This window comes from Cobetia sp. AM6, assembly GCF_009617955.1.
Lineage (GTDB): Bacteria > Pseudomonadota > Gammaproteobacteria > Pseudomonadales > Halomonadaceae > Cobetia > Cobetia amphilecti.
This window is the reverse complement of sequence record NZ_AP021868.1, coordinates 3,506,105-3,531,510: the sequence shown is the minus strand read 5'-3', so window position 1 is coordinate 3,531,510 and position 25,406 is coordinate 3,506,105. Positions and strand designations below refer to the sequence as shown.

Genomic DNA, 25,406 nt, shown 5'->3' with positions numbered 1-25,406 from the left:
CGCATTCTGCTACCGTGGGACGCATTGGTCGATGCCATCCGGCGGTGTTGGTCGTCGCGGATGGCTATCGAAATGATTCAAGGACAGGCAAGGAACAGGGAACGGTGATCCAGGACGAAATCATTCAGCTGGTCGATGCGCAGAATCGCCCTTGTGGCACGGCACCGCGTCGCTTGATGCGACGTTACCGCTATTGGCACCGTGCGACCTATGCCTTCGTGCTCAATGGCCGCGGTGAGCTGTGTATCCAGAAGCGTACCCTGAGCAAGGAAGTGTTCCCCGGCTATTTCGATCTCGCCAGTGGGGGGGTTGTCGGGGCTGGTGAGGCCGTGCAGGTGGCTGCTCGTCGCGAGCTGGAGGAAGAGATCGGCGTGCGCGGCGCGCCGCTCAAGCATTGTTTCGATTTCTGCTACACCGACGCGACCAACCATGTCTTCGGCAGTGCATATCTGGTGCATTACGATGGCCCGCTGACGCTTCAGGCTGAAGAAGTGGCGGACGCCTTCTGGGTCACGCCGGCCGATGCGCTTGCGTTGCATCCTTCAACGCCTGATAGCCGTATGGCCCTTGAGCGCCTGATTCGTGAAGGCTTTCTGAGTGAGAGCCTGAGCCGATGATCTTCGCTTTTCCTTGTCGAGCCTGCGCAGCAACGTCGCTGGCCCTGCGTCATCTGGCGTGTGCTGCCCATCGTGATGGCCGCATCTCCTCCTCCCCACTTTGTTCTGGAGTCTTTGCATGAATGCCAAGGTATCGCCACAGCAGCTGGAAGAGGTGGAAGCCGCATTGTCGACCGTGCTGGCGGGCAAGCCGCGCCAGATCCGTCTGGCGCTCTGTTGTCTGCTGTGTCGTGGTCATGTCCTGATCGAGGACTTGCCGGGGCTGGGCAAGACGACGCTCGCCCAGGGGCTGGCGCGTCTGATCGGAGCGGACATGCAGCGGGTGCAGTTCACCAGCGATCTATTGCCCGCTGACATTCTCGGCGTCTCGGTATTCGACCCGCGTGAGGGCAACTTCCGCTTCCATCCCGGCCCGGTATTCCACTCGCTGGTGCTGGCGGATGAGATCAACCGTGCCACGCCCAAGACGCAGAGCGCATTGCTGGAGGCGATGGAAGAGCGTCAGGTGACGGTGGAGGGCGAGACCCGTCGCCTGCCAGAACCGTTCTTCGTGATCGCGACCCAGAATCCGCTCCAGCAATCCGGCACCTTCCCGCTGCCGGAGTCCCAGCTGGACCGCTTCCTTATGCGGCTGTCATTGGGCTATCCGGAACCCGCAGCCGAGCGCGAGATTCTCAAGGGCAATGCCGGGCGTCAGCATATCGAGGCGCTGCGACCCTTGTTGCCCGTCTCGGTGCTCAAGGAGTGGCAGGCCGCCGTGGATCGTGTGCGTCTGTCTGATCCGCTGCTGGATTATCTGCAGGCGCTGGTGGCGGCGACGCGCAGCTCACCGGAAGTGGCCTATGGTCTCTCGACGCGAGGGGTGTTGGCGCTGGCTAGTGCTGCGCGTGGCTGGGCACTGCTGGCAGGGCGTGACTATGTGCTGCCGGAGGATGTGCAAGCGGTCTGGGCGCCCGTCGTGGGGCACCGCCTCAGCGAAGGCAGTGTTGCCGAAGGTGAAGCCGCAGCGCGCCATCTGCTTGGGCAGGTGGCGGTGGTGCCTGCATGACCCAGGTGGCGAAGCCCGGCGCATGGACGCGCGTGAAAGCCCGCATGCTGCGCAAGATGTCGATTGGCGGAGGCGAGGCGCTTCATCATGCGCGCTTGATGATCTTGCCGACGCCCTTTGGGCTGTTCTGGGCGGTGCTGGTGATCCTGCTGCTGCTGCTGGGTATCAATTACGAGAACTCGCTGGCGCATGGCCTGTCCTTCTGGCTGTTCGCCGTGGCAGTGGTCAGCATCTTTCGCAGCTGGCGCAATCTGGCGGGCGTGCGAGTTCAGCTGATCGCCGACGGCGAGGCGTTTGCAGGCAATACGTTGCGCGTCATGGTGCGTCTCACCGGTCGGGCTCGCTCGCATGCCATCGATGTGCGACTGGGAGAGGCGCGTCAGCGACTCGAGATCCATGACGGCGAAGGCAGTGCGCCGCTGGAGCTGGCGGCCTTTCAGCGTGGCCAGTTCTCATTGCCGACGCTGACGCTGGAGTCGCGCTGGCCACTGGGACTGGTGCGCCTGTGGGCCTGGGTCGCGATCGACACGCCGGTCCTCGTCTATCCACAGCCAGAGCTTCCCTCCACCCCGCAGGGCAGTCGTCGCACGCTCGAGCAGATAGAGCAGGGCGATTTCGCCGGGCTGCGCCGCTATGTGCCGGGCGACGCGCCAGCGCATATCGCCTGGAAGCACTGGGGGCGCAGCGGAGAGCTGGTCACCAAGCGCTTCGAGACACCTGCGCGTCCCTCGCTGTGGCTGGATTACGAGGCCTGTCGTGGCGACATGGAGCAGCGACTCTCGGAGCTCACGGCACGCGTGCTGGCGGCGGAAGGAGCCCAGGCGACCTATGGTCTGCGACTGCCGGGCCAGACATTGGCCATCGCCAGTGGCGGGGCGCATCGTCGTCGAGTGCTTGAGGCGTTGACGCTGTTCGGCGGCGAGCACAGGTTGCCATGGTCCGCCCAGCTGGCGGCCAGTGAGGCCGCCGAGCGAGCCGGCGCGAGTCGTCCCTTGAGTCAGGAGGGCAGCGCATGAGCCTGTCGACAGCCAAGGCCTCCCCGGGACGCGCCTCCCTAGGCCGCTCCTCAAAGGACGAGCTTTCCCGTGGCACATCTTCTACTTCCTCCAGCGCCAGACGACGCTGGTGGCAGCGCAAACCGCTGACGCCTGATCAGGCGCTGGGCTGGCTTGAGCTGCGCCATCTGTTCATCGGCCAGTGTCTGGTGCTGGCGCTTCATGTGCTGTGGATGCCGGTATGGCTTGCCCTGCCGGCCTTGCTGGCGGCGTTGTGGCGCTTTCAGCAACTCCGGGCGCGAGTTCCGCGCGCTGGCATCCTGTTGCGACTGGCGGCGGTGGCAATGATCGCGGCGGGTCTGTTTCTCGAATACGGCCAGATGCTGCGCCTGGAGGCGATGATCGGCCTGCTGGTCGGCATCTATCTGCTCAAGCTGCTGGAGACGGACAGCCTGCGCGATGGACGCGTGGTCTGCGGGCTGGGTTTCGTGGTGCTGGCAGCGGCCTTCCTGCATGACCAGGGGCCCTTGATGGCGGCGGCCTCGGTCATGGCCGCGGCGTGGCTGGTCGGCGGACTGGTGTTGATCGCCGGTGCACGCGAGCGTCGCGAGGCCATGCGGGAGACGGCCTGGCTGATGGGGCTGTCCCTGCCGCTGATGCTGGGCTTGTTCGTGCTCTTTCCCCGCTTGCCGCCGCTGTGGAACGTGCCCCAGCTCAACGAGGCCACCACGGGGCTTACCGACAGTGTCTCTCCCGGCGATATCGCCGCCCTGGGTCGCAGTGATGCCCTGGCGTTTCGGGCGCGTTTCGACAACGGACTGCCGGCGGCCTCCCAGCGCTACTGGCGTGTGTATACCCTGAGTCTGTTTGATGGCGTGCGCTGGTCGCGCGCCACGCCGGAGCGTCTTCAGGAGGCACTGGGCGGGCCGGCCGAGCGCTACGTTCAGCGCGGGACGCGTATGGAGGGGGGAGTCGCGCGTCATCGCTATGAGCTGCTGCTGGAGCCGGACCCGCGCCCCTGGCGGCCGAGTCTCGGCGCGCCACTGACGACCAGCCGCGAGGCCCGTTACCTGATCGACGGCACCCTTGAGGGGCTGGCGTCACTCAATACCCGCGAGCTGCTGGAGATGTCTTCCTCCGGCGCGCCACCGACAACGGCTCCGCAATGGATGCAGCGCCTTGATCAGCTGTTGCCCGATGATGGCAACCCGCGTGCCCGTGAGTTCGCTCGCGATCTGATGCGGGAGTCGGGGGGAGATCCTCAGGTCTTTCTGCAGCGCCTTTTCCAGTATTTCAATCGCCAGCCTTTCCGCTACACCCTGACGCCACCGCGCCTCGAGGGGCTCAGCCGTGTCGATGATTTCCTGTTCGACAGCTTGCAGGGCTATTGCACCCATTACGCTTCTACCAGCGTTTTTCTGGCGCGCGCTGCCGGACTGCCGGCGCGTATGGTCGCGGGTTATCTGGGCGGCGAGGCACAAGGCGATGGCATCGGTGGGCCGCAGGAATTGAGCATCCGTCAGTATGACGCCCACGCCTGGGTCGAGGTGTTCTATGCCGGTCGCTGGCATCGATTTGATCCCACCGCGGCGGTGGCTCCCGAGCGAATCTCGCAGGGGGCGCTGAGTCTGCAGGGGCAGCCGGGCTTCATGGCCGATGCTGGCTTGCGCGCCTTCACGCTGAATAATTCATTGCTCAGTGATCTAAGACGGCAGTGGGAGCGTTTCGAATACCGCTGGCAACGCAGCGTGGTGGGGTTCCGTCTCGACGAGCAGCGAAATCTCTGGAAGCGACTGTTTGGTGACTTCCGCTGGGAGTGGCTTGTCTGGGGTGTGCTAGGGCTGCTGGCCAGTGTGGTGCTGGCAGGCGTGGCACTGGTGTTGTGGTCGGGCCGTGAGGTGTCAGCGCACGCAGGTGTGCGAGCCTACCGCAGATTGGTGAAGCGGCTGGAGCGTACGGGCCATGGCCCCCACGTTGGCGAGGCTCCCGGCAGCCACTTGCGGCGTATTGCCCAACAGCAGCCGCAAAATGTAAGAGTATTGTTACATTTGGCAGATTTGATTGAACAATGGCTATACAACGATGCTACGGTATTAGCGAGCTCTCATGATCAATCACGACCCTTGCGTAATATCCGGCGCCAGTGGTCTGTGGAGTCTCGCAAGATTCGCTAAACCGAAATGACGAAGTTTGTGAATGCGAGTTATTGATTAATAGAGGTTTTTAGAAATTAGACATTTCATCCTCATGGCGCGACGACACTACTGAAAATTGCTAGGTTGCAGTAAGTGATGTTGTGTATCAAAATGTAACTATCCGTTCTTGTCGATCATGCCATTGCCCCCTTCGCAGCATGATGCAGCACCTTTCCCCAGCAGGAGTATGTCCCCATGGTCCAGGTCATCCGCACAGAAGGCACAGTACTTGTTGTTTCCTCCTCCAGCGAGGCGCAGCGTGTCGTCAATGGAATGACGCTTGAACCGACAGCCACTCTGGTCGCACCGCAGGGCGCGATCGTGGTGCTGGAAGACGGCACCCAGCTTGTGGTGCCGCAGGGGGCGCCGATCGGCGTTGAGGTGTTGCTGGCCGAGTCGCGTGGGGAAGCGCCTGTTGACCCGGCAGTGGAAGCGTTGCGCGAAGCGATCGCTCGTGGCGAAGACCCGACCGCGATTCAGGAAGCTCCCGCAGCCGGTGAGAGTGGCGGTGCGCCGGGCAGCAGTCGTAGTGGTTTCCTGGATGCCTCTGGGGTGGGGCGTGAAGGGCGTGTCGAACGGACCTCCTATGAATATGAGGGCGGCTTTACCGACCCGGAATTCAATGATGAGGACGAAGATGGCCTGGGGCTGGATCTTGATCCGACACTGCCCACAGAGGTCGTGCTGTCCTTGTCGGTCGATGCTCCCGCACTGACCTCCGACACCACGCCGACCATCGTCGGCACCACCGATGCCGAAGACGGCAGCACCGTCACCCTGGTCATCACCGACAGCGACGGCAACGAGCAGACCGTCACCGCGACTGTCGAGAACGGCACCTACACGGTTGACGCCGAGACGCCGCTGAGCGAAGGCGAGTACAGCGTCGAGGCCTCGGTCACCGACCCGGCCGGCAACACCGCGGCCAGCAATGACGTGGGCGAGATCGACGCAAGTGCGCCGGCGCTGACCGTCGATGCACCGGCGCTGACCTCCGACACCACGCCGACCATCGTCGGCACCACCGACGCCGAAGATGGCAGCACCGTCACGCTGGTCATTACTGACAGCGACGGCAACGAACAGATCGTCACCGCGACCGTCGAGAACGGTACCTACAGCGTCGATGCCGAGACGCCGCTGAGCGAAGGCGAGTACAGCGTCGAGGCCTCGGTCACCGACCCGGCTGGCAACACCGCGACCAGCAATGATGTAGGCGAGATCGACGCAAGCGCGCCGGCGCTCACCGTTGATGCCCCGGCACTGACCTCCGACACCACGCCGACCATCGTCGGCACTACCGATGCCGACGATGGCAGCACCGTCACGCTGGTCATCACTGACAGCGACGGCAACGAACAGACCGTTACTGCCACCGTCGAGAACGGCACCTACAGCGTCGACGCCGAGACGCCGCTGAGTGAAGGCGAGTACAGCGTCGAGGCCTCGGTCACCGATCCGGCCGGCAACACCGCGACCAGCAATGATGTAGGCGAGATCGACGCAAGCGCGCCGGCGTTGGCCGTCGACGCTCCCGCACTGACCTCCGACACCACGCCGACCATCGTCGGTACTACTGATGCCGAAGACGGCAGCACCGTCACCCTGGTCATCACCGACAGCGACGGCAACGAGCAGACCGTCACCGCGACTGTGGAGAACGGCACCTACAGCGTCGACGCCGAGACGCCACTGAGCGAAGGCGAATACAGCGTCGAAGCCTCGGTCACCGATCCGGCCGGCAACACCGCGACCAGCAATGATGTAGGCGAGATCGACGCAAGCGCGCCGGCGTTGACTGTCGATGCTCCGGCACTGACCTCCGACACCACGCCGACCATCGTCGGTACCACTGATGCCGAAGACGGCAGCACCGTCACCCTGGTCATCACTGACAGCGACGGCAACGAACAGACCGTTACTGCGACTGTCGAGAACGGCACCTACAGTGTCGATGCCGAGACGCCGCTGAGCGAAGGCGAGTACAGCGTCGAAGCCTCTGTCACCGATCCGGCCGGCAACACCGCGACCAGCAATGATGTAGGCGAGATCGACGCAAGCGCGCCGGCGTTGACCGTCGACGCTCCCGCACTGACCTCCGACACCACGCCGACCATCGTCGGTACCACTGATGCCGAAGACGGCAGCACCGTCACCCTGGTCATCACTGACAGCGACGGCAACGAACAGACCGTTACTGCGACTGTCGAGAACGGCACCTACAGTGTCGATGCCGAGACGCCGCTGAGCGAAGGCGAGTACAGCGTCGAAGCCTCGGTCACCGATCCGGCCGGCAACACCGCGACCAGCAATGATGTAGGCGAGATCGACGCAAGCGCGCCGGCGTTGACCGTCGACGCTCCCGCACTGACCTCCGACACCACGCCGACCATCGTCGGTACCACTGATGCCGAAGACGGCAGCACCGTCACCCTGGTCATCACTGACAGCGACGGCAACGAACAGACCGTTACTGCGACTGTCGAGAACGGCACCTACAGTGTCGATGCCGAGACGCCGCTGAGCGAAGGCGAGTACAGCGTCGAAGCCTCGGTCACCGATCCGGCCGGCAACACCGCGACCAGCAATGACGTGGGCGAGATCGACGCAAGTGCGCCGGCGTTGACCGTCGATGCCCCGGCACTGACCTCCGACACCACGCCGACCATCGTCGGTACCACCGATGCCGACGATGGCAGCACCGTCACCCTGGTCATCACCGACAGCGACGGCAACGAGCAGACCGTCACCGCGACTGTGGAGAACGGCACCTACAGCGTCGACGCCGAGACGCCACTGAGCGAAGGCGAATACAGCGTCGAAGCCTCGGTCACCGATCCGGCCGGCAACACCGCGACCAGCAATGACGTGGGCGCCCTGATTGGCGGCGATTCTGGAGAGGTAACGGAGGATGGCGTTACCGAAGCTTCCGGAGCGCTTGTCGATGTCGAAAGTACTGATGTTGTCGCTGGCACCCAAAGCGATGATTACGGCACTTTCAGCGTCAACGAGGCAGGGGAGTGGTCATACACCCTCGATAACGATGCCGCTGTCGTTCAGGGGTTGAATGAAGGTGACACTGTCAGCCAGTCGTTCGTGGTCGAGCTCAGCGATGGTTCGACCACCACGGTCGACATCGTCATCACTGGCGTGGATGACTCGGCGCCGACCATCACCTCGCTGGATGACCAGTCGGTCACTGAGGCGACCGGCGGCACCGTCACTGACACCTTCCAAGTGGAAGCGGATGCCGGCATCGCCAGCGTCACCGTGAATGGCACTGATATCACCGGCGCGTCCGAGGCCGATCCGGTCGAGCTCACCACCAGTGAAGGCACCCTGACCGTGACCGGCTACGACGCCGACAGCGGTGAGGTCACCTATAGCTACGTCGAAGATGGCGAGAGCGAAGATCACACCGGCGGCGATATCACCGACAGCTTCACCGTCGTGGTGACCGACATCACCGGGCAGAGCACCAGCGACAGCCTGGACATCGCGATCGTCGACACCGCGCCGACGGCCAATGACGATGCGCGCAGTATCGACGAGGACGCCACCGCTCTCGACGGCAACGTCATCAGTGGCGACAACGACACCGCCGATACCCTGGGCGCGGATGCCACGACGGTCACCGGTGTTGACGGCAGTGCCGTCACGGCCGATGACGCTGCCGTGGTCGAAGGCACGTACGGCACGCTGACACTCAACAGTGACGGCAGCTACAGCTATGTGCTCGACACCACCAGTCCGGCGGTCCAGTCGCTGAATGATGGCGACACGGAAGAAGACACGTTCACCTACGTGATCACCGACGCCGATGGCGACAGTGATACTGCCACGCTGACCATCACCGTCGAGGGGTCCACCGACGGCGTCCCGACCATCACCGATATCAGCGGTGATGAGGCGGACCACAGCCTCACCGAAGCCATCGGCGACTCCGTCACCGGCAGCTTCACGGTCGCCGCCACTGCCGGCATCGATACCGTCACCGTGAATGGCACTGACATCACCGGCGCGTCCGAGGCCGATCCGGTCGAGCTCACCACCGATGAAGGCACCCTGACCGTGACCGGCTACGACGCCGACAGCGGTGAGGTCACCTATAGCTACGTCGAAGATGGCGAGAGCGAAGATCACACCGGCGGTGACATCACTGACAGCTTCACCGTCGTGGTGACCGACATCACCGGGCAGAGCACCAGCGACAGCCTGGACATCGCGATCGTCGACACCGCGCCGACGGCCAATGACGATGCGCGCAGTATCGACGAGGACGCCACCGCTCTCGACGGCAACGTCATCAGTGGCGACAACGACACCGCCGATACCCTGGGCGCGGATGCCACGACGGTCACCGGTGTTGACGGCAGTGCCGTCACGGCCGATGACGCTGCCGTGGTCGAAGGCACGTACGGCACGCTGACACTCAACAGTGACGGCAGCTACAGCTATGTGCTCGACACCACCAGCCCGGCGGTCCAGTCGCTGAATGATGGCGACACGGAAGAAGACACGTTCACCTACGTGATCACCGACGCCGATGGCGACAGTGATACTGCCACGCTGACCATCACCGTCGAGGGGTCCACCGACGGCGTCCCGACCATCACCGATATCAGCGGTGATGAGGCGGACCACAGCCTCACCGAAGCCACCGGCGACTCCGTCACCGGCAGCTTCACGGTCGCCGCCACTGCCGGCATCGATACCGTCACCGTGAATGGCACTGACATCACCGGCGCGTCCGAGGCCGATCCGGTCGAGCTCACCACCGATGAAGGCACCCTGACCGTGACCGGCTACGACGCCGACAGCGGTGAGGTCACCTATAGCTACGTCGAAGATGGCGAGAGCGAAGATCACACCGGCGGTGACATCACTGACAGCTTCACCGTCGTGGTGACCGACATCACCGGGCAGAGCACCAGCGACAGCCTGGACATCGCGATCGTCGACACCGCGCCGACGGCCAATGACGATGCGCGCAGTATCGACGAGGACGCCACCGCTCTCGACGGCAACGTCATCAGTGGCGACAACGACACCGCCGATACCCTGGGCGCGGATGCCACGACGGTCACCGGTGTTGACGGCAGTGCCGTCACGGCCGATGACGCTGCCGTGGTCGAAGGCACGTACGGCACGCTGACACTCAACAGTGACGGCAGCTACAGCTATGTGCTCGACACCACCAGCCCGGCGGTCCAGTCGCTGAATGATGGCGACACGGAAGAAGACACGTTCACCTACGTGATCACCGACGCCGATGGCGACAGTGATACTGCCACGCTGACCATCACCGTCGAGGGGTCCACCGACGGCGTCCCGACCATCACCGATATCAGCGGTGATGAGGCGGACCACAGCCTCACCGAAGCCACCGGCGACTCCGTCACCGGCAGCTTCACGGTCGCCGCCACTGCCGGCATCGATACCGTCACCGTGAATGGCACTGACATCACCGGCGCGTCCGAGGCCGATCCGGTCGAGCTCACCACCAACGAAGGCACCCTGACCGTGACCGGCTACGACGCCGACAGCGGTGAGGTCACCTATAGCTACGTCGAAGATGGCGAGAGCGAAGATCACACCGGCGGTGACATCACTGACAGCTTCACCGTCGTGGTGACCGACATCACCGGGCAGAGCACCAGTGACAGCCTGGACATCGCGATCGTCGACACCGCGCCGACGGCCAATGACGATGCGCGCAGTATCGACGAGGACGCCACCGCTCTCGACGGCAACGTCATCAGTGGCGACAACGACACCGCCGATACCCTGGGCGCGGATGCCACGACGGTCACCGGTGTTGACGGCAGTGTCGTCACGGCCGATGACGCTGCCGTGGTCGAAGGCACGTACGGCACGCTGACACTCAACAGTGACGGCAGCTACAGCTATGTGCTCGACACCACCAGTCCGGCGGTCCAGTCGCTGAATGATGGCGACACGGAAGAAGACACGTTCACCTACGTGATCATCGACGCCGATGGCGACAGTGATACTGCCACGCTGACCATCACCGTCGAGGGGTCCACCGACGGCGTCCCGACCATCACCGATATCAGCGGTGATGAGGCGGACCACAGCCTCACCGAAGCCACCGGCGACTCCGTCACCGGCAGCTTCACGGTCGCCGCCACTGCCGGCATCGATACCGTCACCGTGAATGGCACTGACATCACCGGCGCGTCCGAGGCCGATCCGGTCGAGCTCACCACCAACGAAGGCACCCTGACCGTGACCGGCTACGACGCCGACAGCGGTGAGGTCACCTATAGCTACGTCGAAGATGGCGAGAGCGAAGATCACACCGGCGGTGACATCACTGACAGCTTCACCGTCGTGGTGACCGACATCACCGGGCAGAGCACCAGTGACAGCCTGGACATCGCGATCGTCGACACCGCGCCGACGGCCAATGACGATGCGCGCAGTATCGACGAGGACGCCACCGCTCTCGACGGCAACGTCATCAGTGGCGACAACGACACCGCCGATACCCTGGGCGCGGATGCCACGACGGTCACCGGTGTTGACGGCAGTGTCGTCACGGCCGATGACGCTGCCGTGGTCGAAGGCACGTACGGCACGCTGACACTCAACAGTGACGGCAGCTACAGCTATGTGCTCGACACCACCAGTCCGGCGGTCCAGTCGCTGAATGATGGCGACACGGAAGAAGACACGTTCACCTACGTGATCATCGACGCCGATGGCGACAGTGATACTGCCACGCTGACCATCACCGTCGAGGGGTCCACCGACGGCGTCCCGACCATCACCGATATCAGCGGTGATGAGGCGGACCACAGCCTCACCGAAGCCACCGGCGACTCCGTCACCGGCAGCTTCACGGTCGCCGCCACTGCCGGCATCGATACCGTCACCGTGAATGGCACTGACATCACCGGCGCGTCCGAGGCCGATCCGGTCGAGCTCACCACCAACGAAGGCACCCTGACCGTGACCGGCTACGACGCCGACAGCGGTGAGGTCACCTATAGCTACGTCGAAGATGGCGAGAGCGAAGATCACACCGGCGGTGACATCACTGACAGCTTCACCGTCGTGGTGACCGACATCACCGGGCAGAGCACCAGCGGCAGCCTGGACATCGCGATCGTCGACACCGCGCCGACGGCCAATGACGATGCGCGCAGTATCGCCGAGGACACCTCTGACGCCCTGACCGGCAATGTCATCAGCGGGTCCGGTGACAGCACGGATGCCGATGCGGCCGCCGATGCCCTGGGCAGCGACACGCCGACCACGGTCACCGGTGTCGTGAAAGGCACTCTGGAAGACGATGACGCGCTTGCGGCAAACGTCAACGACACGACCGGTACCGAGATCGCCGGCAGCTACGGCACGCTGACCCTCAACAGTGACGGCAGCTACAGCTACGTGCTGGACAACGGCAATGCCGAGGTCCAGTCACTGAACGATGACAGCGACCCGCTGAGCGACGTCTTCACCTACGGCATCACCGATGCCGATGGCGATGTCTCCCGCACCACGCTGACCATCACCGTCACGGGTTCCACCGATGACGCGCCGACCATCACCGGCATCAGCGGCACGGACGACAACAGCGTCACCGAAGCCACCGGCGACACCGTCACCGGCAGCTTCACGGTCGCGGCCACTGCCGGGATTGCCACGGTCACCCTTGCCGGCGCCGATGCGGATACGCCGGTCGACATCACCGGGGCGAGCGAGGCCGACCCGGTGGTCATCGAGGGGAGCGAAGGCACCCTGAGCGTGACCGGCTATGACGCCGACACCGGCACCGTGACGTACCGCTACGTCGAGGATGGCGAGACCGAGGATCACTCGGACGGCGACATCACCGACAGCTTCGCGGTCGTGGTCACCGACATCACGAATGCCAGTTCCACCGAGAGCCTGGACATCGCGATCGTCGACACCGTCCCGACGGCCAATGAGGACACCGGCACCATCGCCGAGGACACCTCTGACGCCCTGACCGGCAATGTCATCAGCGGGTCCGGTGACAGCACGGATGCCGATGCGGCCGCCGATACTCTGGGCAGCGACACGCCGACCCTGGTCACTGCCGTCGACGGCAGCACCGTCACGGCCGATGCCCCGGCGGTGGTCGAAGGCACGTACGGCACGCTGACGCTCAACAGTGACGGCAGCTACAGCTATGTGCTGGACAACAGCAATGCTGACGTCCAGTCGCTGGATGACGGCGCGTCACTGGAAGACGAATTCAGCTACACGATCACCGATGCCGATGGCGACGCCTCCAGCACCACGCTGACCATCACCGTCACGGGTTCCACCGATGACGCGCCGACCATCACCGGCATCAGCGGCACGGCCGACAACAGCGTCACCGAAGCCACCGGCGACACCGTCACCGGCAGCTTCACGGTCGCGGCCACTGCCGGGATTGCCACGGTCACCCTTGCCGGCGCCGATGCGGATACGCCGGTCGACATCACCGGGGCGAGCGAGGCCGACCCGGTCGTCATCGAGGGGAGCGAAGGCACCCTGAGCGTGACCGGCTATGACGCCGACACCGGCACCGTGACGTACCGCTACGTCGAGGATGGCGAGACCGAGGATCACTCGGACGGCGACATCACCGACAGCTTCGCGGTCGTGGTCACCGACATCACGAATGCCAGTTCCACCGAGAGCCTGGACATCGCGATCGTCGACACCGTCCCGACGGCCAATGAGGACACCGGCACCATCGCCGAGGACACCTCTGACGCCCTGACCGGCAATGTCATCAGCGGGTCCGGTGACAGCACGGATGCCGATGCGGCCGCCGATACTCTGGGCAGCGACACGCCGACCCTGGTCACTGCCGTCGACGGCAGCACCGTCACGGCCGATGCCCCGGCGGTGGTCGAAGGCACGTACGGCACGCTGACGCTCAACAGTGACGGCAGCTACAGCTATGTGCTGGACAACAGCAATGCTGACGTCCAGTCGCTGGATGACGGCGCGTCACTGGAAGACGAATTCAGCTACACGATCACCGATGCCGATGGCGACGCCTCCAGCACCACGCTGACCATCACCGTCACGGGTTCCACCGATGACGCGCCGACCATCACCGGCATCAGCGGCACGGACGACAACAGCGTCACCGAAGCCACCGGTGACACCGTCACCGGCAGCTTCACGGTCGCGGCCACTGCCGGGATTGCCACGGTCACCCTTGCCGGCGCCGATGCGGATACGCCGGTCGACATCACCGGGGCGAGCGAGGCCGACCCGGTCGTCATCGAGGGGAGCGAAGGCACCCTGAGCGTGACCGGCTATGACGCCGACACCGGCACCGTGACGTACCGCTACGTCGAGGATGGCGAGACCGAGGATCACTCGGACGGCGACATCACCGACAGCTTCGCGGTCGTGGTCACCGACATCACGAATGCCAGTTCCACCGAGAGCCTGGACATCGCGATCGTCGACACCGTCCCGACGGCCAATGAGGACACCGGCACCATCGCCGAGGACACCTCTGACGCCCTGACCGGCAATGTCATCAGCGGGTCCGGTGACAGCACGGATGCCGATGCGGCCGCCGATACTCTGGGCAGCGACACGCCGACCCTGGTCACTGCCGTCGACGGCAGCACCGTCACGGCCGATGCCCCGGCGGTGGTCGAAGGCACGTACGGCACGCTGACGCTCAACAGTGACGGCAGCTACAGCTATGTGCTGGACAACAGCAATGCTGACGTCCAGTCGCTGGATGACGGCGCGTCACTGGAAGACGAATTCAGCTACACGATCACCGATGCCGATGGCGACGCCTCCAGCACCACGCTGACCATCACCGTCACGGGTTCCACCGATGACGCGCCGACCATCACCGGCATCAGCGGCACGGACGACAACAGCGTCACCGAAGCCACCGGTGACACCGTCACCGGCAGCTTCACGGTCGCGGCCACTGCCGGGATTGCCACGGTCACCCTTGCCGGCGCCGATGCGGATACGCCGGTCGACATCACCGGGGCGAGCGAGGCCGACCCGGTCGTCATCGAGGGGAGCGAAGGCACCCTGAGCGTGACCGGCTATGACGCCGACACCGGCACCGTGACGTACCGCTACGTCGAGGATGGCGAGACCGAGGATCACTCGGACGGCGACATCACCGACAGCTTCGCGGTCGTGGTCACCGACATCACGAATGCCAGTTCCACCGAGAGCCTGGACATCGCGATCGTCGACACCGTCCCGACGGCCAATGAGGACACCGGCACCATCGCCGAGGACACCTCTGACGCCCTGACCGGCAATGTCATCAGCGGGTCCGGTGACAGCACGGATGCCGATGCGGCCGCCGATACTCTGGGCAGCGACACGCCGACCCTGGTCACTGCCGTCGACGGCAGCGCCGTCACGGCCGATGCCCCGGCGGTGGTCGAAGGCACGTACGGCACGCTGACGCTCAACAGTGACGGCAGCTACAGCTATGTGCTGGACAACAGCAATGCTGACGTCCAGTCGCTGGATGACGGCGCGTCACTGGAAGACGAATTCAGCTACACGATCACCGATGCCGATGGCGACGCCTCCAGCACCACGCTGACCATCACCGTCACGGGTTCCACCGATGACGCGCCGACCATCACCGGCATCAGCGGCACGGACGACAACAGCGTCACCGAAGCCACCGGTGACACCGTCACCGGCAGCTTCACGGTCGCGGCCACTGCCGGGATTGCCACGGTCACCCTTGCCGGCGCCGATGCGGATACGCCGGTCGACATCACCGGGGCGAGCGAGGCCGACCCGGTCGTCATCGAGGGGAGCGAAGGCACCCTGAGCGTGACCGGCTATGACGCCGACACCGGCACCGTGACGTACCGCTACGTCGAGGATGGCGAGACCGAGGATCACTCGGACGGCGACATCACCGACAGCTTCGCGGTCGTGGTCACCGACATCACGAATGCCAGTTCCACCGAGAGCCTGGACATCGCGATCGTCGACACCGTCCCGACGGCCAATGAGGACACCGGCACCATCGCCGAGGACACCTCTGACGCCCTGACCGGCAATGTCATCAGCGGGTCCGGTGACAGCACGGATGCCGATGCGGCCGCCGATACTCTGGGCAGCGACACGCCGACCCTGGTCACTGCCGTCGACGGCAGCGCCGTCACGGCCGATGCCCCGGCGGTGGTCAAAGGCACGTACGGCACGCTGACGCTCAACAGTGACGGCAGCTACAGCTATGTGCTGGACAACAGCAATGCTGACGTCCAGTCGCTGGATGACGGCGCATCACTGGAAGACGAATTCAGCTACACGATCACCGATGCCGATGGCGACGCCTCCAGCACCACGCTGACCATCACCGTCACGGGTTCCACCGATGACGCGCCGACCATCACCGGCATCAGCGGCACGGCCGACAACAGCGTCACCGAAGCCACCGGCGACACCGTCACCGGCAGCTTCACGGTCGCGGCCACTGCCGGGATTGCCACGGTCACCCTTGCCGGCGCCGATGCGGATACGCCGGTCGACATCACCGGGGCGAGCGAGGCCGACCCGGTCGTCATCGAGGGGAGCGAAGGCACCCTGAGCGTGACCGGCTATGACGCCGACACCGGCACCGTGACGTACCGCTACGTCGAGGATGGCGAGACCGAGGATCACTCGGACGGCGACATCACCGACAGCTTCGCGGTCGTGGTCACCGACATCACGAATGCCAGTTCCACCGAGAGCCTGGACATCGCGATCGTCGACACCGTCCCGACGGCCAATGAGGACACCGGCACCATCGCCGAGGACACCCCTGACGCCCTGACCGGCAATGTCATCAGCGGGTCCGGTGACAGCACGGATGCCGATGCGGCCGCCGATACTCTGGGCAGCGACACGCCGACCCTGGTCACTGCCGTCGACGGCAGCGCCGTCACGGCCGATGCCCCGGCGGTGGTCGAAGGCACGTACGGCACGCTGACGCTCAACAGTGACGGCAGCTACAGCTATGTGCTGGACAACAGCAATGCTGACGTCCAGTCGCTGGATGACGGCGCGTCACTGGAAGACGAATTCAGCTACACGATCACCGATGCCGATGGCGACGCCTCCAGCACCACGCTGACCATCACCGTCACGGGTTCCACCGATGACGCGCCGACCATCACCGGCATCAGCGGCACGGACGACAACAGCGTCACCGAAGCCACCGGTGACACCGTCACCGGCAGCTTCACGGTCGCGGCCACTGCCGGGATTGCCACGGTCACCCTTGCCGGCGCCGATGCGGATACGCCGGTCGACATCACCGGGGCGAGCGAGGCCGACCCGGTCGTCATCGAGGGGAGCGAAGGCACCCTGAGCGTGACCGGCTATGACGCCGACACCGGCACCGTGACGTACCGCTACGTCGAGGATGGCGAGACCGAGGATCACTCGGACGGCGACATCACCGACAGCTTCGCGGTCGTGGTCACCGACATCACGAATGCCAGTTCCACCGAGAGCCTGGACATCGCGATCGTCGACACCGTCCCGACGGCCAATGAGGACACCGGCACCATCGCCGAGGACACCTCTGACGCCCTGACCGGCAATGTCATCAGCGGGTCCGGTGACAGCACGGATGCCGATGCGGCCGCCGATACTCTGGGCAGCGACACGCCGACCCTGGTCACTGCCGTCGACGGCAGCGCCGTCACGGCCGATGCCCCGGCGGTGGTCGAAGGCACGTACGGCACGCTGACGCTCAACAGTGACGGCAGCTACAGCTATGTGCTGGACAACAGCAATGCTGACGTCCAGTCGCTGGATGACGGCGCGTCACTGGAAGACGAATTCAGCTACACGATCACCGATGCCGATGGCGACGCCTCCAGCACCACGCTGACCATCACCGTCACGGGTTCCACCGATGACGCGCCGACCATCACCGGCATCAGCGGCACGGCCGACAACAGCGTCACCGAAGCCACCGGCGACACCGTCACCGGCAGCTTCACGGTCGCGGCCACTGCCGGGATTGCCACGGTCACCCTTGCCGGCGCCGATGCGGATACGCCGGTCGACATCACCGGGGCGAGCGAGACGACCCCGGTCGTCATCGAGGGGAGCGAAGGCACCCTGAGCGTGACCGGCTATGACGCCGACACCGGCACCGTGACGTACCGCTACGTCGAGGATGGCGAGACCGAGGATCACTCGGACGGCGACATCACCGACAGCTTCGCGGTCGTGGTCACCGACATCACGAATGCCAGTTCCACCGAGAGCCTGGACATCGCGATCGTCGACACCGTCCCGACGGCCAATGCCGACACCGGCACCATCGCCGAGGACACCACTGACGCCCTGACCGGCAATGTCATCAGCGGGGCCGGTGACAGCACGGATGCCGATGCGGCCGCCGATGCCCTGGGCAGCGACACGCCGACCACGGTCACCGGTGTCGTGAAAGGCCGCCTGGAAGACGATGACGCGCTTGCGGCAAACGTCAGCGACACGACCGGTACCGAGATCGCCGGCAGCTACGGCACGCTGACCCTCAACAGTGACGGCAGCTACAGCTACGCGCTGGACAACAGCAATGCCGAGGTCCAGTCACTGGACGACACCAGCGACCCGCTGATCGACGTCTTCACCTACGGCATCACCGATGCCGATGGCGATGCCTCGCGCACCACGCTGACCATCACCGTCACGGGCTCGACCGATGCCGCGCCGGTCATCACCGGCATCAGCGGCACGGACGACAACAGCGTCACCGAAGCCACCGGCGACACCGTCACCGGCAGCTTCACGGTCGCCGCCACTGCCGGGATTGCCACGGTCACCATTGCTGGCGTCGATGCGGATACACCGGTCGACATCACCAATGCGACCGAGGCCGACCCGGTGGTCATCGAGGGGAGCGAAGGCACCCTGAGCGTGACCGGCTATGACGCCGATACGGGCACCGTGACCTACCGCTACGTCGAGGATGGCGAGACCGAGGATCACTCGGGCGGCGACATCACCGACAGCTTCGCGGTCGTGGTCACCGACATCACGGATGCCAGCACCACGGACAGTCTCGACATCGCGATCGTCGACACCGTCCCGACGGCCAATGCCGACACCGGCACCATCGCCGAGGACACCACTGACGCCCTGACCGGCAATGTCATCAGCGGGGCCGGTGACAGCACGGATGCCGATGCGGCCGCCGATGCCCTGGGCAGCGACACGCCGACCACGGTCACCGGTGTCGTGAAAGGCCGCCTGGAAGACGATGACGCGCTTGCGGACAACGTCAACGACACGGCCGGCACCGAGATCACCGGCGACTACGGCACGCTGACCCTCAACAGTGACGGCAGCTACAGCTACGTGCTGGACAACGGCAATGCCGAGGTCCAGTCACTGAACGATGACAGCGACCCGCTGAGCGACGTCTTCACCTACGGCATCACCGATGCCGATGGCGATGTCTCCCGCACCACGCTGACCATCACCGTCACGGGCTCGACCGATGCCGCGCCGGTCATCACCGGCATCAGCGGCACGGACGACAACAGCGTCACCGAAGCCACCGGCGACACCGTCACCGGCAGCTTCACGGTCGCCGCCACTGCCGGGATTGCCACGGTCACCATTGCTGGCGTCGATGCGGATACACCGGTCGACATCACCAATGCGACCGAGGCCGACCCGGTGGTCATCGAGGGGAGCGAAGGCACCCTGAGCGTGACCGGCTATGACGCCGGCACCGGTGAGGTTACCTACCGCTACGTCGAGGATGGCGAGACCGAGGATCACTCGGGCGGCGACATCACCGACAGCTTCGCGGTCGTGGTCACCGACATCACGGATGCCAGCACCACGGACAGTCTCGACATCGCGATCGTCGACACCGTCCCGACGGCCAATGAGGACACCGGCACCATCGCCGAGGACACCTCTGACGCCCTGACCGGCAATGTCATCAGCGGGTCCGGTGACAGCACGGATGCCGATGCGGCCGCCGATGCCCTGGGCAGCGACACGCCGACCACGGTCACCGGTGTCGTGAAAGGCCGCCTGGAAGACGATGACGCGCTTGCGGACAACGTCAACGACACGGCCGGCACCGAGATCACCGGCAGCTACGGCACGCTGACCCTCAACAGTGACGGCAGCTACAGCTACGTGCTGGACAACGGCAATGCCGAGGTCCAGTCGCTGGACGATGACAGCGACCCGCTGATCGACGTCTTCACCTACGGCATCACCGATGCCGATGGCGATGTCTCCCGCACCACGCTGACCATCACCGTCACGGGCTCGACCGATGCCGCGCCGGTCATCACGCTGGCTGACAAGGAAGTGACCGAGGCCACGGGTGAGACGGTCACTGACACCTTCGAGGTAGAAGCGGATGCCGGCATCGCCAGCGTCACCATCAATGGCACGGATATCACTTCGGCGTCGGTGGATAACCCCATCGTGATTCCGGGCGCGACTGATGACGAAGGCACGCTGACCATCACGGGCTATGATGCCGGCACCGTGTCCTACATCTATGTGGAGGATGGCACGGCTGCGGATCACTCGGCTGGCGACGATAGCGTGTTCGACAACTACGCCGTGGTCGTCACTGACCTGGCTGGGCAGAGCACCAGCGACAGTCTTGACGTCAAGATTCTGGATACCGCGCCGACGGCCAAGCCGGATGAGCGCGATATTGATGAAGATGCGACGGACGAGCTCACGGGCAACGTGATCGACGGTGCCAATGACAATGAGGACATCCTGGGTGCAGATGCGCCGTTCATGGTCTGCAAACTGAACGATACCGGAATTGCCGACGGCGGCAGTGCCACGGTCATGGGTGACTACGGCACGCTGACGCTCAACAGCGACGGCAGCTATACCTACGTTCTGGATACCACCAAGACGCAGTCTCTGGCAGAGGGCGAACCGGCGGAAGACGTCTTCACCTATGTGCTGGAAGACAGCGATGGCGACTATTCCAGCACCACGCTGACCATCAATATCACGGGCTCGGCCGACGCAGTGCCGGTCATCACGCTGGCTGACAAGGAAGTGACCGAGGCCACGGGGGAGATGGTCACTGACACCTTCGAGGTGGATGCGGATGCCGGCATCGCCAGCGTCACCATCAATGGCACGGATATCACTTCGGCGTCAGTGGACAACCCCATCGTGATTCCGGGCGCGACTGATGACGAAGGCACGCTGACCATCACGGGCTACGATGCCGGCACCGTGTCCTACACCTATGTGGAGGATGGCACGGCTGCGGATCACTCGGCTGGCGACGATAGCGTGTTCGACAACTACGCCGTAGTCGTCACTGACCTGGCTGGGCAGAGCACCAGCGACAGCCTTGACGTCAAGGTTCTGGATACCGCGCCTGTCGCCAATGACGATACCTACACCATTCGCGAAGATGATACGTCTCCGGATGGTGAGCCGGTGATCAACACCAATGTCATTTTCAGTGTTGTCGGCGGCGGACAGGATGAGCTGGGCGCTGATGGCGTGACCATCACGCATCTCGATGGAATTTCACTGGCAGACAATGAGGGTAGCGTTACCGTCGATGGCAGCTACGGTAGCTTGACCATCAATACCGATGGCACCTTCAGTTATGACCTTGATGATGCGCGCGCTCAGGCACTGGGTGCCGGTGACCTCGTCAAGGAAGTATTCGAGTACACCATCCTGGATGCGGATGGTGACTCGGATACCGCCGACATCACCATCAATGTCCAGGGCTTGAATGACAAGCCGGTGGCCTATGACGACGGCCCGATCGTGGTTGAGGAAGATACTCCGGTCAGCGGCAACGTCCTGAACAACGACGTCGACGCCGATGGTGATGAGTTGAGCGTCGTCAGCTTCACTGTTGACGGGGTTATGTACGACCCGGGCAAGACAGCGGATCTTGGCGAAGTTGGCACACTGCTGATCAATGCTGACGGTACCTTCACCTTCACGCCCGGTGAGAATTACAACGGTCCGGTACCCGCCACCACCTATGTGATCACGGATGGCACCGAGTTCGATGAAGCCATTCTCAGCTTCGAGGACGTCGCAGCGATTGATGACCCTGTCGTCATCAGTGCCGATGATGGCGCTGTTGCCGAAGATGGTGTGACGGAAGCTTCAGGGACGCTGACCGCGACCGATGTCGATAGTGATGCGCCGACGTTCACGCCGGCCACTGACGACAGCAGTCTCTACGGTACCTTCGCCGTCGATGCCGACGGCAACTGGACCTATACGCTGGATAACGACACTGCCGCTGTGCAGGGGCTGACATCTGCCGACACGATCAATGAGCAGTACATCGTGCAGCTCAGCGACGGTTCCAGCACGACAGTGGATATCGTCATCAAGGGGACTGATGATGCGCTGCCGATCATCAGTTCACTGGAAGACCAGTCCGTCACCGAAGCGACCGGAAGCACGCTCACCAATACCTTTACCGTGTCAGCTGCAGCAGGTATCGCGGCAGTGACGATCGCTGGCGTGGATATCACGGATGCCAGCACCACACCGGTAGTGATCCCCAACCCAGATGGCGAAGGCACGCTGACCATTACGGGCTACGATTCCGGCACCGTGTCTTACACCTATGAGGAAGATGGCACTGCGGCTAATCACACAGATGGCGATGACAGCGTCTCCGATGGTTTCACCATCGTAGTGACGGATCTGGCAGGCCAGAGCACCAGTGACAGTCTCGATGTCACGGTGCTGGATACGGCGCCGGTAGCCAACGCTGATACGCGCAGCATTGGCGAGAATCGCAATGCTGCCGTTGCCGGCAATGTCGTGGATGGCACATCGGCGACTGCCGATACTCTGGGTGCCGATGCGGTAACCGTGACTGCCGTCATCGCCGGAACGGAGACTGCCCCGGTGAGCGATGGCGCGGCGGCCGTGATCACGGGTGAGCACGGCGAGCTGACCCTGGCGGCGGATGGCTCCTACAGCTATCAGTCAGCACGCGACGACCTGCAGTACCTGGCGGCCGGTGAGTCGGTCACGGACGTCTATACCTACGTGATCACGGATGCTGACGGTGATACCGCCACTACCACGCTGACCATCACCATCAAAGGTAGCAACGATGCGCCGGAGATAAGTGTCAGCAGTGGCGACAGTGCAGCCGCCAGCCTGACGGAGACGGATTCACCGCTGAGTGCCAGCGGGACTCTGTCGGTGGATGACGTGGATCTCAGCAACAGCGTGACGCCGAGCGTCACCGGCGTCTCCAGTGATGGCGACACCGGTACGCTGGACAACGATGACCTGCTTGCGCTGCTGGGCGTGGATACCGGGGCCATCATCGATGACGAGAGCACTGAAGGTACGCTCAACTGGTCCTTCGACAGCAGCGCTGCCGGGGAAAGCTTCGACTACCTGTCTGCAGGAGAGTCGCTGGTCCTGACCTACACCGTCACTGTCACGGATACGGCGGGAGCGACAGCTACCCAGGATGTCACCATTACCATTCAGGGGACGAATGATGCCCCGGTGGTGACTGCGACTGAAGGCCGCGTCAGCGAAGAAGGGCTCGAAGGCGGTATCGCCGACAGTGATGCGGCTGATGGCTTCACGGATACCACCGATGCCACCACCGTCACCGGTACGGTTTCCGTCACGGATGTCGACAGTGACAGCGTGTCGCTGGTATTGACGGCTCCTGCCACGGCCATCACCTCCGGTGGCAGTGCGGTGACCTGGTCCGGCAGCGGCACCCAGTCAATGGTGGCAACCGATGCTGATGGCAATGAAGTCGCGACGGTGACCATCGATGACAGCGGCGCCTATACCTTCACTCTGAGTCAGGCGGTCGATCACTCGGGTGATGGTGAAGATGTCCTGTCTCTGGACTTCGGTGTGCTCGCAACGGATAGCGAAGGCGCCAGCTCCACCGGCACGCTGACCATCGGCATCGAGGATGATGCACCCGAGCAGCAGGAAGCGCAGAGCTTCTCGTCCACCCTGGTGGATACCAATGTCACAATAATGCTGGATATCTCGGGTTCAATGAGTACGAGTGATGGAGTTGACAATAGCACTCGTCTTCAGAGTGCTATTAATTCGGTCAAGGTGCTTCTAGATTCTTACGATGATTTCGGTGACGTGATGGTCAACCTTGTTGTCTTCCAATCTTACGCATCGTATGCGCCTGGCTGGGTGACGGTCGAAAGAGCTTCATTGTTATTGGATACATTGGAAGCCGGTGGTGCTACCAATTATGATTCTGCTCTTGATACGGCAATGTGGAATTTTAATGCAGATGGTGCTCTTGAATCGGCACAGAATGTGTCTTATTTCTTCTCCGATGGCATACCTAATCGTCCTTCTGGAAGTGCTGGGATTTCAGCTGGTGAAGAAGTCGAATGGCAACAATTTTTGATCGATAATTCAATTAAGTCTTACTCAATTGGTTTGGGAGGGTCTGTCAATGAGAGCAATCTTGATCCTATTGCCTATGATGGCTCTGCTGTTGAGAACCTAGACAGTACCGTCGTCACCAGTTTCTCGGACCTCGATGATAGTCTGGCCGCGACCGTGCAATCGCCTGTCAGTGGTCAGCTTGTCTCGGGCAGCTCCGTGGATGGCAGTCTGTTGGGAGCGGATGGCGGTTATCTGCAATCGGTCACCGTGGATGGCACGACCTACAGTTATGACCCGGTTACCAACACCGTGTCTGCTACGGGGTCGGACAACAGCAGCTACGATGCGGACAGCCTGGAGTTGATCATCTCGACGGACCTGGGTGGCAGCATGCTGTTCAATCTGGGGAGCGGTGACTTCAGCTACACGCCCCCGGATAACGTCAGCGAGCGCTCCACGGACAGCTTCGATTACGTGACGGTCGACAATGACGGGGATACCAACGCCTCAAGTGTCAGTATCGATGTCGACAAGCTGGCCGTGGTCATCGGCACCGATGGCAACGACACCCTGACGGGCGATGGTGATGGCCCGTTCTATGCAGACTATCTGGTTGGCCAGGGCGGCAATGACACCCTGAGCGGTGGCGAGGGCAGTGATCGTCTGGAAGGCGGCAGTGGCAATGATACGCTGCGGGGCGGCACCGGCAACGATATCCTCTCTGGTGGTGAGGGCGATGATCTTCTGGTCGGAGGTGCCGGCAATGACATCCTGACCGGCGGCGATGGTGCCGACACCTTCCAGTGGCTGAGCGGTCATGACATCAACAGCGAAGGCGGCATGGCGACGGATACCATCACCGACTTCAGTGTCGCGGATGGCGATGTCATCGATCTGTCCGATCTGCTTGAGTCCAACGATGATGCCGATACGCTCTCGAGCTTCCTGCACTTCGAGTCAGACGGAGAAGGTGGCACCAATATCGAGATCAGTGTCGATGGATCCGACGGCAGCAATATCACGCAAGAGATCAATCTGCAGGATGTCGACCTGACATCAGGTGGCGACACGGATACGCAGATCATTCAATCTCTGCTCGACAGCAACAGTCTCAAGACGAACGTCGACGGCTGAATCGATGTGATAGGGGAGATGG

General features: G+C 63.4%; 5 protein-coding genes. All 5 read left to right on the top strand.

Annotated elements, in window-relative coordinates:
- The first annotated feature begins 104 nt into the window (after nucleotides 1-104).
- The 5 genes from CLAM6_RS14740 to CLAM6_RS14720 all read left to right on the top strand — a co-directional run bounded on the left by CLAM6_RS14740 (nucleotide 105) and on the right by CLAM6_RS14720 (nucleotide 25,384).
- The gene (locus CLAM6_RS14740) at nucleotides 105-617 is read left to right on the top strand and encodes an NUDIX hydrolase (protein ID WP_225347259.1); all 513 of its coding nucleotides are present in this window, start codon (nucleotides 105-107) and stop codon (nucleotides 615-617) included.
- A 118-nt stretch (nucleotides 618-735) separates the two neighbouring features.
- Nucleotides 736-1,665, top strand: coding sequence for an AAA family ATPase (locus CLAM6_RS14735; RefSeq protein WP_153636509.1), 930 nt, complete (start codon nucleotides 736-738; stop codon nucleotides 1,663-1,665).
- Complete coding sequence (locus CLAM6_RS14730; RefSeq protein ID WP_153636508.1) at nucleotides 1,662-2,681, top strand: DUF58 domain-containing protein; 1,020 nt, start codon at nucleotides 1,662-1,664, stop codon at nucleotides 2,679-2,681. Before CLAM6_RS14735 ends, CLAM6_RS14730 begins: the two co-directional genes overlap by 4 nt.
- On the top strand, nucleotides 2,678-4,834 hold the full coding sequence (locus CLAM6_RS14725; protein WP_153636507.1) for a transglutaminase TgpA family protein: 2,157 nt from the start codon (nucleotides 2,678-2,680) through the stop codon (nucleotides 4,832-4,834). The genes CLAM6_RS14730 and CLAM6_RS14725 overlap by 4 nt, the downstream gene beginning before the upstream one ends.
- A gap of 216 nt (nucleotides 4,835-5,050) precedes the next feature.
- Entirely contained in the window at nucleotides 5,051-25,384 is a 20,334-nt protein-coding gene (locus tag CLAM6_RS14720; RefSeq protein WP_153636506.1) for a VCBS domain-containing protein, read from the top strand.
- Nucleotides 25,385-25,406 lie beyond the last annotated feature (22 nt).